The sequence below is a fragment of the Halalkalibacter sp. AB-rgal2 genome (genome assembly GCF_041821005.1).
GTDB lineage: Bacteria > Bacillota > Bacilli > Bacillales > Bacillaceae_D > Halalkalibacter.
In genome coordinates this window covers 1-11,335 of record NZ_JBGUAV010000044.1, presented here as the reverse complement: position 1 = coordinate 11,335, position 11,335 = coordinate 1, and the positions used below count along the sequence as shown (strand labels likewise).

Below are 11,335 nucleotides of genomic sequence, written 5' to 3'. Positions count from 1 at the left end.
AAAGTCGACAGGCTGAGACGACTGATAAAAGATTAGTCGTCTTTTTTTGCAGAATTAGAATTTATACGTACACCCTATTCTCGTTATACGTTCATTAGGAGGGTGCAGGAAAACTTAAAGAAGAGCGTCGGCTACGGACGTTACTCGCATTTCTGAAAAAGCTACATTTCTAGAAATGCTTATACCATTTTAAGGAGCTACACACGACACAGTTAAGGAAAGACGCTACACCGGAAGCTACTGAAAAAGTAAATCAACTTTTCAATGCCTTTGATTAGGCTAGAATGGCTTTTCACGTTGCTTGCTTGATACGAGAAATCCATTCGTATCAGACTATTCAAAAAAGACAACAGTCTCGCACATTTTTTAGGTTATTTTTCGTTTAATGATAACGGCTATATGTATGACAAAGCCTACCATGATTCCTAAGACGGTTGAACCAAGTATGCCCATGAAAATCGATTGTGGTTCTTGATTAGGAAATTGAAAGGATGTTAATACGATAAATAAGAGGGTCGGAACAAAATAATAGTTAAATGTCTTTTTCATGTGTCCTTGCTCCTTAGTCTACACGTTATTAATAATGAGTATATGGAAACATTCCGTATACGTCCAGTTCTATTTTTTGCTGAATGTTCATATGTTGTGAAGAAATAGTCATGTTGGACATCGAGAGAAGGAGGAGCTGAAATGGTTTATAAGTTAATTGCTCTTAACATTGATGATACGATTGTGAGAGCGAATGCGAAAATAACTCGACAAACAAAAGAGGCCATCGAGTATGTTAAAGCAAAGGATGTATACGTGACGCTGGCAACATCTAGACCGTATTTATCGGCGAAGAAAATTGCAAAAGCATTAAAGGTCGATGGGTTTTTAATTTCGAGTGATGGTGCATTTGTCGGCTCAGATGATAAGGTTCCAGTTTTTGTTCGAAGAATTTTTGAAGAGAGAGCTTTGCAAATTCTTGATATTCTCGAGGGGTACCCTTGTCATATTCGTGTTTGGAATGAAGAGTACGCTATTGGTAATAAAGTTAAGCAACGTAATCATTTAATTGCCAAAATGACGGTAGGTGTCGGTGATCCCCTTTTCTACCCGATACATTTTGTTGATTCAGTTTGTGGACATATGATGGAACAACCATTTGCTCCTTTAAAAATACAGGCACAGTTTTTTGATGATGTTGAACAGCAACGAGCATTGAAACAACTGCAGCAAATTAACAAAGGATTTAAATTACTACATTCTGTACGTGGAAGAATTGAATGTGTAGCACCTGGAGTCTCAAAGTCGCGTTCACTGCAACGATTAGGAGATCATTTACAAATCTCTTCTGAAGAGATGGTTGCAATTGGTTCAGAGGAGTATGACATTGATATGCTACAGCAGGTCGGTTTAGGTGTGGCGATGGGAAATGCGAATAATACTGTAAAGGAAGCAGCTGATTGGGTTACACGCTCAATTGAACAAAATGGTGTGGCGTACATGATTAAGGAAGTATTTAGGAAGCAGATGCGAATAAATGTATAAATAATGGAAGTGGGTGTCTCAAAGGTCTGAAAATGACCTTTCGAGACATCCTTTTTTTGAGATGGACAAGTTTAGTAGAAAAAATTAAGAAAAATCTTGCCATAGCGTGTAAAAGTGTGGGAAAATATTGACTTGGTTTGAGAAAGGTGTAAGATATACTAGTGTTTTTGTAATTTTTGTAAATATAAAAGGGGGATATACGTTGGCGAGCATAATTCAATTTATAAAAAGAGAAAAAATGATGTGGCTCGTATTTGGATTTATTTGGTTGAAGACATACCTTTTCTATAAGTTTGGTTTTCAAATTCAATCTGAATCGATTTATCAAGAGTTTTTGTTATTTATTAATCCAATTAGTTCGACGATTTTGTTATTAGGTCTTTGTTTTTTGATTAAAAAGGATAAGAGACCGTTTTCGTTTATTGGAGTAAACTTACTAACAACTATCATTTTATATGCAAATGTTTTATATTATCGATTTTTTAATGACTTCTTAACGTTACCTGTACTCGTGCAAACGAGTAATATCAGTGACGTGCAAGGAAGTATTGCCGAATTAGTGAGATGGTGGGACGCACTATTTTTTGTTGATATACTCTTTTTGGTTTATATATGGATGACGAAACGAAAAGAATATTCATTTGCTAGACCGCGAGTGGCGCTTGCGTTAATTGTTGTCGCTGTTGGAGTGTTTGTGGTCAATTTAAGCTTAGCGCAAGCTGAACGTCCACAGCTATTAACACGCTCGTTTGATCGTGAATTACTCGTGAAAAATATTGGAGTGTTAAACTATCACGCTTATGATGCGTACATTCAATCACATTCTAAAGCACAGAGGGCATTTGCAGATGGTTCAGAAATCAATGAGATTATTTACTATACACGTGAACAGTATAGAGAACCCAATGAGGAGTACTTTGGGTTAATTGAAGGTAAGAATGTTATGGTTATTTCATTGGAATCGTTACAAAGCTTTGTCATCGAGCAGACGATGAATGGGGAAGTCATAACACCGTTTTTAAATGAGTTGATTGAAGAAAGTATATACTTTGATCATTTCTATCACCAAACAGAGCAAGGAAAGACATCAGATTCAGAGTTTGTTGTAGATAATTCATTATTTGGAAGAAATAGTGGTGCTGTTTTCTTTACTCATTCTAATAATGAGTATGATGCTTTACCTGAGCAACTAGGTGAAATTGGCTATTACACATCGGTCATGCATGCGAACAATAAGAGCTTTTGGAATCGAGATATGATGTATTTAGCTTTAGGATATGATCGTTTCTTTGATATTCAATCGTATGATGTAACAGAGGAGAATTCGGTAGGATGGGGGTTAAAGGATCTCGATTTCTTTGAACAATCTATTGATCTATTAAAGCAGCAGCCAGAGCCATATTTCACTAAATTCATAACATTAACGAATCATTTTCCGTTTGAGCTTGATGAAGAGGATCGTTTTATTGAGGAGTATGATTCGTATAGTGGAACGTTAAATCGCTTTTTCCCAACAGTGAGATATATGGACTATGCGGTTGAACAGTTCTTTGAGCGTTTAAAGGAAGAAGAAATGTATGAGGATACGGTTTTTATTATGTACGGTGATCATTATGGTATTTCGAGCTTTCATGACCGCTCGATGGCCATGTATTTGGAAAAAGACGAAATAACTGATTTTGATACTGTTCAATTACAGCGTGTACCACTTTTTATTCATATACCTGGTATGGAAGGTAAGAGAATGGATACGGTGTCTGGGCAAATTGATCTGAAACCGACATTGCTTCATTTATTAGGGGTGGAAACAGAGGATATGATTCACCTTGGTACGGATTTATTTTCCGAAGAAAGGGAATCTTTTGTCGTCCTTAGAAACGGAAGCTTTGTGACAGATGATTATTTGTACACGTCAGATGTTTGTTATGATAAACGAACAGAGCAAGAAACGGATATGAGCTATTGTGAGCCGTATTTCGATAAGGCAAGTCAGGATTTACATTATTCTGATCGTGTTGTGTATGGTGACCTGTTACGGTTTTTTGAAAGAAAGGAATAAGTATGGAAAGCTGCATCCAGTTACGACATTCGGTAACTGGATGTATTCTATTTAAAAGGTCGGAATGTGATTGTAAACGACTGTGTACGTTGTATTTATAAAAAGACGTTAGGCATTCACCTAATTTAATCTCCTTGCATACAGTATGTATGAAAGGAGGAGGAAGTATGGCGACACCTCAATGGATGAAGACACAATGTGAGCAGCATGTGAATCAACCTGTTCAGTTACAAATGAATGGTCAACAGGAGTACCAAGGTGTAATTGAGCATGTCGATGATCATTATGTTTATTTACTCGTGCCAACGGATGAGCAAGGACAGTATATGGATGTGAAAGAAACATGGATGGAATGGAATCATCAGCAATGGGGAAATGCCCAGGATGGGTACGATCAACGTAATATCGACCATCGCTATTACCCGTATTATCCATATAACCCTTATTATTATCCGTATTATCGACCGCGTCCAGTTTGGAATCGGTTAGTCTTACCGCTAGCTTTACTTACGGCATTTGCAGTATTATAGTCAATAACACACGGGAAGGTGAGAGTTTAACTCTTATCTTCCTATTGACTTCTTCAAAAAAAATTGTGATAAAACGTGTAAAAATCCTCTAACTTTTGTGTAAGCTGATCTTCAAGCTCGTTTCAATGGATAAAATACGTTACAATAGCGATAGACTTATACTAGTGTTTACGAGGAGGATGGATGATGAGTGAATATCTCATTAACCTTGTTGAAGATGAAGAAAATCTTTCAGAAGTATTAAAAGCATATTTAGAACAAGAGGGGTGGCAAGTGGAAGTATTTCATGATGGCGATCAAGCACGTGCTGCTATCGAGCAAAAGCAAAAACCTCATCTTTGGATATTAGATATTATGCTACCAGGTACAGATGGTTATCAGCTCTTAAAATCGATTAAGGAAAAAGAAGATACACCTGTTATCTTTATTTCTGCACGTGATCAAGATTTAGACAGAGTTCTCGGGCTAGAAATGGGTAGTGATGATTATTTAGCGAAGCCATTTTTGCCTCAAGAGTTAATTATTCGGGCGAAGAAATTATTAAATAGGATTTACGGAATACCAACGTCAGATACAAAAAAGATTGAGCTAAATCAGTACCTTATCGATCCTGTAGGAAGAATTATTACAGATCAAGAAGCCAATCATGACGATGCTATTGACTTAACGACTAAAGAGATGGATTTAATTTTACTTTTAACAGCAGAAATCGGTAAGGCATTTTCCCGTGAAAAGATTATTGAGCATGTATGGGGAGAAAATTATTTTGGTTCAGAGCGTGCAGTCGATGATGTTGTTCGTCGAGTCCGTAAAAAAATGCCAAGAATACATCTAGAAACATTATATGGATATGGCTATAGGGTTTTATCCTCATGATTAAAGTGAACTTAACGCAACGAATTTGGCTTGCGTTCATTTCTTTAATCGTGCTTGTTATTCTTTCCGTCACGTTAATATACCCAATCTCGATCAAAGGGACATTAACAGAAGAGACGTATCGAATTATTGAAATTGAGCAAACGAGATACGTTTATCCGTTGTTTGATTTAGTCAATCCGCCTCGGAACGAACTCGATTTCGTTGAGAGAAGAGATGCAGAACGATCAGTCGGACATTTCTTTATTGATACATTTGGTCAGACAGCAGAAGGTGGGCCTTCACCACCACCTGCTGAAGTTTTACGGGAGATGGCACAAAATGCTTTTAGGCAGGATCATGAACGTGGTCGCTATGAGATCCAATATGGCGGGGCAACGGTGTTCTATGTTATAACAAAGACGAATTTATCAGATCGTCCAGCTTATCATATTTCATATATGTGGGATACATATCGCGATCAAATGGTTAATCGCTTATGGGAGCGTCTTATATATATCTTACTGCTAACATGTGCTCTCAGCTTATTGCCAGCGATGTGGCTGAAGCATTATTTACGCCAACCATTATATGTCCTAGGTAATCATTTAGAGCAAATTGCGAACCGCGATTGGAAGGAGCCTCTTAATTGGAAAGGCGATAAAGATTTTGAACGCTTAGCTAGACAGTTTGAAAAAATGCGTCAAAATTTAAATTTGTATGACCGTTCTCAAAAAACATTTATTCAACACGCTTCTCATGAGTTGAAAACACCGATCATGGTTATTAAAAGTTACGCACACTCCGTTAAAGATGGGATTCTTCCTAAAAATGATTTGGAAAGTACGATGGATGTCATTATCGAAGAGGCCAATCGAATGGAGCGACGTGTGATTGATATGCTCTATTATACAAAATTAGATTCATTAAAAGAAGAAACACCTAATTATGAGGAATGGCTCTTTGGTGAAGTGGCATTCCAAATTGAAGAACGGTTTCGAGTGCAACGTGAAGATGTAAAAATTTATGTTAATGGTGCTGACTTAAAGATACGAGGCGACCGTGAACAATTAGAAGTACTATTAGAAAACTTAGTTGAAAATGCATTGCGTTATGCCTTTGATTCGATTTGGATTGAAGCTAAAAAAGATAATGGACAAATCTATATATCAGTTGAAAATAATGGGGAGGAAATACCAGAAAAAGATATACCTCAATTATTTAATCCTTTCTATAAAGGAAGTAAGGGGAAATTCGGTTTAGGACTAGCCATTGTGAAGAGAATTGCTGAATTACATGAAGCAACACCTACAGTTGAAAATAATGAACGAGGTGTTAAATTTACCGTAGCCTTTAATCAAACAGAAGAAAGAGGCCTACGAAGCAAGCGCCGAAAAACACATTGATGTAGTTAATGATCACTGGGAAGGTAAATGAACCTTTTCAGTGAGTTTTTTTAATTTAGAAGTGGCTTGACAGTCTAATTAACGAATTTGTATGACTACGCACGATGCAAGTCAGAAAAACCGCAGAGCGTTTTCCTTATATGGTATAATAAGAATAATTTAGTAGTGGGGAGGCGTAGCCTTATGACGAATGGGATTCGTAACCATCAAGTTGGGGATAAAGTAGAAACCTACTTCCTCATTAAAACATCGACTAAAGGGACTGCAAGCAATGGTAAGCCCTTTTTGACTTTACAGCTATGTGATCATACAGGAGAAATAGAAGCAAAGCTTTGGGGATGCTCACCGGAGGATGAACAAGCTTTTTGTAGCCAAGTGATCGTTCATCTCAGTGGTGAAGTATCGGAGTATCGTGGTCGTAGACAAATGAAAATTCAAAGCATTCGACCAACAACGGCAATGGATCAAGTGAAAGTTGCTGATTTTATTCGCTCTGCCCCAATGTCGCCTGACGATATGCTTGATGAGATTACTCAATATATTTTTGAAATGAAAAATGCTAATATTCAACGTATTACAAGGCACCTAATGAAGAAGCATCAGACGGCTTTTTTGCAGTCACCTGCAGCAACGAAGAATCATCATGAATTTGTTTCTGGTCTTGCTTATCATGTCGTTAGTATGTTGAAAATTGCGAGAAGTCTTGTTGAACTGTATCCGTCATTAGATGCCGACTTATTGTATGCTGGTGTCATCCTGCATGACCTAGGGAAAGTTAGAGAATTGTCGGGACCGATTGATACGCAATACACGTTAGAAGGAAAGTTAATTGGGCATATTTCGATTATGGTGACAGAGGTTGCTCAAGCGGCAGAAGAGCTGAAAATTGACAGCGAAGAGGTGCTCATTCTGCAACATCTAATCGCTAGTCACCATGGAAAAGGGGAATGGGGAAGCCCGAAAGTTCCTGTTGTTAAAGAGGCAGAAGTCCTTCACTTAATTGATAATATCGACGCGAAAATTAATATGATGGATCGAGCACTTGAGACGGTGCAGCCTGGTGAGTTTTCTGAACGTGTGATGGCGCTAGAGCATCGCAGCTTTTATAAACCACGTTTTCATCAGTCTCCATTAAATTTATAGTTCTATTTAGGCATGCTTGTACATATGATGAAGCAAGATGACAAGCATGGAGGGGATTCAATTGAATCGTCATGGCAATAGTAAGTACGCATACGTTCTACTAGGACTGTTATTACTCGGTTTTTTGTTGACTCAAACGTCGTTAGGTGTATTCCTTATATCAAGCCCTTGGTGGGTCTATCTCATCTTATTAGGGATTGTCATTAGTGGCTCCTTAGCTATTAAATATACGTATGAGGATTACAAGGAAGAGCAGAAATGGATTGAGCAGGAAGGTACAGTCTATATGGAAAGAATTGAGGAAGAGCGTAATAAACGTAAGGTCGGTAACGAATAATGTGTGTTAGTCAAGCTGAAAAGGGTGTCCAAAAAGCTATCAACGTTTTGGACACCCTTTTGTTTCGCTATTAGCAAAAGTAAGCGGAGCCTACAATGACTAATAAAATAAATAAAACGACTAACAATGTAAAGTCATACTTGTATCCTGTAGATACTGGTGCGCCTGCCATCTTCATCATCCTTCCGTCATCTCAAGTGGTTTGGGGGAATGCCCTACTTTTACGTTATGCAAATAGAGTAGATCGGTGCAAAAAAAGCGCGGCGTTTTTTCATAAAGACATTGTGCGTAGCATTACAGAAGTTTGAACCTATCATAACGGAATGTACACAAATAAGCCCCAACACGTATTAACCGGTTGGGGACTGTTCATCATCTTTTTACTGTAATTCTGGCGCTGGAGCAAATAAATCTTCATATTGGGAATCTTTCACATCGATATCAGCGTCATCAATTAAATCAGTCAATACTTGCTCTTGACTACGCGTGCGTTGATTGATCAACGTTTCGCGAATTTCCTCTTCAAAATCCTCGAATGAATCGCGGAATCCCGTTTTCATAATGATATGATAACCGAAATCTGATTCGACGATGTCACTCACTTCTCCAACTTCAAGAGCAAATGCGGCTTCTTCAAATGGTTCAACCATTTGTCCGCTTCCAAAGTAGCCTAATTCGCCACCCATAGCAGCAGAGCCATCTACTGAATATTCCATTGCGAGCTCAGCAAAATCTTCGCCTTCCTCAAGCTTCTCTAATACCTCTTCAGCTGTTTCTTCATCTTCAACGAGAATATGACTTGCTTCTACTTGTTCGGCGAACTGCTCGCTATTTTCATCGTAATAGGCTTGTACATCCTCATCTGTTACATCAATACCTTCTGTACCGAGCTTTTGAAGAACAAGTCCAGGTAGAACAAATTCGTCTATGAAATCGTCCATTGTCTCAATTTCTTCTAGATTAAATTGAGTTTGAACGAGCTCAAGGATTTCTTCATCTGATGTTGTGTTAAATTGAGCTTGGAACTGAGAGCGAAGTTCCTCAAGTTCTGCCTCGATTTCTTCTTCTGAAATGTCAGCGCTTGCAACAGCGTTTTTTATAACAACATCACTTACAAGCTGCGCAAGGATCGCGTCCGCACCTTGTTGCTTCAGTTCTTCAATTAATTGCCCCTCTGTAATGTCAACACCTTCAACTGTCACAAGAACTTGGGCTTGGTCTTGTGTTCCTTCATCATTACAAGCTGCTAGTATGGTCATGCAAGCAATCCCGATGGCAGCAATCGTACGTTTTCTCATCATGTCAACTCCTCAATGGCTTTCAAGCTTAAGTTTTACAGTAATCACTATACCACACTTTACAGCGATAGCGGAAGTACAGAATTTTGATTTAGGGCAATTGCCCAGTACGAAAATTCCTTGCTTGCATAAGATATCGTAACTAGAAAAAGAGGAGGTGCAGTTATGTCTCACGGATCACAGGCTGGGTTCGCGTTAATTGTTGTGTTATTTATTCTGTTAGTAATTGTAGGTGCATCGTGGCTTTAAGATAACTCGCACAGCTTCATTTTCAAGATCATTTCATTTGGAGGGATTGTAATGAGTCATAAAGGACATAATGGATTTGCGTTGCTAGTCGTTTTATTCATCTTATTGGTGATTATTGGCGCTTCGTGGATGTACTAAAGGTGGGAATTCAAAGGAGTGAGAGTGTTATAGACTCTCACTCCTTTTATGTAAAAAGAATTTTTACATATGTAGATGTTAAAAGGATGGTAATCAATATGTTGATCGTTCTAAATAATTTCGGTTGTCTTTCTGAAGGGATTTCACGTCTTAAGCACAAAGCGTCAGTCATTGAATTAATCAGAAAGAAAATAAATAATGCAAAAAAACTACTAATTACAAACATGCACTTGCCTCCTGACGAGCAATATAGTTAAACTTTATCAAAAGTTTGATAAAAAAGATAGGATTAACACTTAAATTGTATTTGTTAATTCAGACCGTTGCTTTTAAAATAAAAGCAAGAGGTGAGTGATATGACAATCCAAGAAAAAAAGTGGAAGACGGCTTTTTTTATCTTACTATCGATCAAAGGCATTTTATTCATTCTTTTTGTTATATTGATCTTACGGTTATTCCCTACGGCAGAAGGTGAATTATTTGAGTCACAACCTATTCATACGGATGAGTCTTTGTTCACAATAGAAACGGATAAACAACGATTTAATCAATTTATTGGACAACTTTTGGCAGAAACAGAGAGTGAGGTGCCTTATGTAATCGAGTTTGGAGAATCGAATCTACAATTGCGTACTCGCTTTGATGTGATGGGTCAAGAAATTCCACTCGTCGTTTATTTTAATCCAGAAGTGGAGCCTAATGGAGACTTGCTCTTAATGGTCGATTCATTTGAGCTTGGATTATTTTCATTACCTGTTGATCGTATGCTAATGCTATTAAATGGCACGCTTGAGCTAGAACATTGGATCATCATCTATCCTACTGAGGAATTAGTAGATTTAAAAGTATCTGAACTTCCGCTTGATGAGAATGAGAGAATGAGCCTGCGTTTTAAAACATTGGACATGGAGAAAGACCACATTATACTTGGATTATATTATCACTAGTAAATGGAAATGGGAAAAGCGCCTAACAAGTCGAGCTCGTTAAGACGCTTTTAATAAAATATGGAATCCTTCAGGGTGATTTTCGACTAGACTTCTTTTAGGTGCCTTTACGATATAGCTCAAATAAACAAAATCGAAAAAAATTAAACCGAAATGAACCGAAGTTAAAATGGAAATGAAAGCCACATATGTCGGATACATAATCGATAAAAATGCTCCAACCATTGTTAATAAGATAGCTGGTGTAATTAATGACAGGACGTAAAGGTTTCTTGATATAGGTTCATATAATTTAATGCTTGTTAATGGCAGGAACATGACAAATTTACACGTAATAGAAGCTTTTTTTCCACATAGCCAAACGGGTATGAGGTGGAGTAGCTTATGGGTAGCAATGAGTAAAACAATGCTACAAATCATCGATGTAAAGCTGACATGAACGAATTCGTGTGCTTGTGTGAAGCTGCTAATAATGAGATAGTAAAATAAAAAAGAGAAAAGCATCGTACATGCTGAAAACAAAATAAGCCTTAATAATCCATACTCTTGTGTTACACGAATTGTTTTCCAACAGTTCATGTCATCACCTCCTCAACAATTGCTTAATTTACGCTTATTTTGAGGAGAAATCAATAGGTTTTCAAAAAAAAACTTTATTATTTTTTGAGTATTTCTATTGACAAAAAGGAATTTGTGTAAAACAAAAAAAGAGCTTAGCTTAATAAGCTAAACTCCCAGACCGTAGACGAAACGAGGCTGGGACAAAAGTGGTTTAACTAAAAGAAAAGCCGAACAATGATAGATGGAGGACGTAAACCGCTCCTGAAATATACTTCGCTT

15 protein-coding genes are annotated in these 11,335 nt (G+C 37.5%); 10 read left to right on the top strand and 5 right to left on the bottom strand.

Annotated elements, in window-relative coordinates; translation table 11 throughout:
- Positions 1 to 366: 366 nt before the first annotated feature.
- Positions 367 to 549, bottom strand: a complete 183-nt coding sequence (locus ACERJO_RS20555) for a hypothetical protein (RefSeq protein ID WP_247107591.1) — start codon at positions 547 to 549, stop codon at positions 367 to 369.
- Between the two features lie 141 nt (positions 550 to 690).
- On the opposite strand from ACERJO_RS20555, the gene ACERJO_RS20550 reads away from it, so the two are divergent.
- From ACERJO_RS20550 to ACERJO_RS20520, 7 genes are all read left to right on the top strand, one after another.
- Positions 691 to 1,533: a Cof-type HAD-IIB family hydrolase gene (locus tag ACERJO_RS20550; protein WP_247107590.1), complete on the top strand. Its 843-nt coding sequence runs from the start codon at positions 691 to 693 to the stop codon at positions 1,531 to 1,533.
- Between the two features lie 238 nt (positions 1,534 to 1,771).
- Complete coding sequence (locus ACERJO_RS20545) at positions 1,772 to 3,592, top strand: LTA synthase family protein (protein ID WP_373648719.1); 1,821 nt, start codon at positions 1,772 to 1,774, stop codon at positions 3,590 to 3,592.
- Between the two features lie 167 nt (positions 3,593 to 3,759).
- Entirely contained in the window at positions 3,760 to 4,122 is a 363-nt protein-coding gene (locus ACERJO_RS20540; RefSeq protein WP_247107589.1) for a hypothetical protein, read from the top strand.
- A 186-nt stretch (positions 4,123 to 4,308) separates the two neighbouring features.
- Positions 4,309 to 4,998 (top strand): response regulator transcription factor, encoded by a 690-nt coding sequence (locus ACERJO_RS20535; RefSeq protein WP_247107588.1) that lies wholly within the window; start codon positions 4,309 to 4,311, stop codon positions 4,996 to 4,998.
- A complete protein-coding gene (locus ACERJO_RS20530; RefSeq protein WP_247107587.1) occupies positions 4,995 to 6,383 on the top strand; it encodes a sensor histidine kinase in 1,389 nt (462 codons plus the stop codon). The genes ACERJO_RS20535 and ACERJO_RS20530 overlap by 4 nt, the downstream gene beginning before the upstream one ends.
- A gap of 183 nt (positions 6,384 to 6,566) precedes the next feature.
- Complete coding sequence (gene yhaM / locus ACERJO_RS20525) at positions 6,567 to 7,526, top strand: 3'-5' exoribonuclease YhaM (protein ID WP_247107586.1); 960 nt, start codon at positions 6,567 to 6,569, stop codon at positions 7,524 to 7,526.
- A 37-nt stretch (positions 7,527 to 7,563) separates the two neighbouring features.
- Positions 7,564 to 7,863: a sporulation YhaL family protein gene (locus tag ACERJO_RS20520; protein ID WP_247107585.1), complete on the top strand. Its 300-nt coding sequence runs from the start codon at positions 7,564 to 7,566 to the stop codon at positions 7,861 to 7,863.
- Between the two features lie 70 nt (positions 7,864 to 7,933).
- On the opposite strand, the gene ACERJO_RS20515 is transcribed toward ACERJO_RS20520, so the two are convergent.
- Entirely contained in the window at positions 7,934 to 8,035 is a 102-nt protein-coding gene (locus ACERJO_RS20515) for a YjcZ family sporulation protein (RefSeq protein WP_148296456.1), read from the bottom strand.
- A gap of 208 nt (positions 8,036 to 8,243) precedes the next feature.
- Positions 8,244 to 9,161 (bottom strand): peptidylprolyl isomerase, encoded by a 918-nt coding sequence (locus ACERJO_RS20510; RefSeq protein WP_373648718.1) that lies wholly within the window; start codon positions 9,159 to 9,161, stop codon positions 8,244 to 8,246.
- A 165-nt stretch (positions 9,162 to 9,326) separates the two neighbouring features.
- Between ACERJO_RS20510 and ACERJO_RS20505 the strand changes: the two genes are divergently transcribed.
- Positions 9,327 to 9,410: a YjcZ family sporulation protein gene (locus tag ACERJO_RS20505; RefSeq protein WP_247107593.1), complete on the top strand. Its 84-nt coding sequence runs from the start codon at positions 9,327 to 9,329 to the stop codon at positions 9,408 to 9,410.
- 51 nt (positions 9,411 to 9,461) lie between these two features.
- A complete protein-coding gene (locus ACERJO_RS20500; RefSeq protein ID WP_247107592.1) occupies positions 9,462 to 9,548 on the top strand; it encodes a YjcZ family sporulation protein in 87 nt (28 codons plus the stop codon).
- Positions 9,549 to 9,594: 46 nt separating this feature from the next.
- Here the strand turns inward: ACERJO_RS20500 and ACERJO_RS20495 are convergent, their stop codons facing one another.
- Complete coding sequence (locus tag ACERJO_RS20495) at positions 9,595 to 9,774, bottom strand: hypothetical protein (RefSeq protein WP_247107582.1); 180 nt, start codon at positions 9,772 to 9,774, stop codon at positions 9,595 to 9,597.
- A 130-nt stretch (positions 9,775 to 9,904) separates the two neighbouring features.
- Here ACERJO_RS20495 and ACERJO_RS20490 point away from each other — a divergent pair, with 130 nt between their 5' ends.
- Entirely contained in the window at positions 9,905 to 10,495 is a 591-nt protein-coding gene (locus ACERJO_RS20490) for a YpmS family protein (RefSeq protein WP_373648717.1), read from the top strand.
- Between the two features lie 39 nt (positions 10,496 to 10,534).
- Here the strand turns inward: ACERJO_RS20490 and ACERJO_RS20485 are convergent, their stop codons facing one another.
- The gene (locus tag ACERJO_RS20485) at positions 10,535 to 11,074 is read right to left on the bottom strand and encodes a DUF3267 domain-containing protein (protein WP_247107580.1); all 540 of its coding nucleotides are present in this window, start codon (positions 11,072 to 11,074) and stop codon (positions 10,535 to 10,537) included.
- Between the last annotated feature and the right edge of the window lie 261 nt (positions 11,075 to 11,335).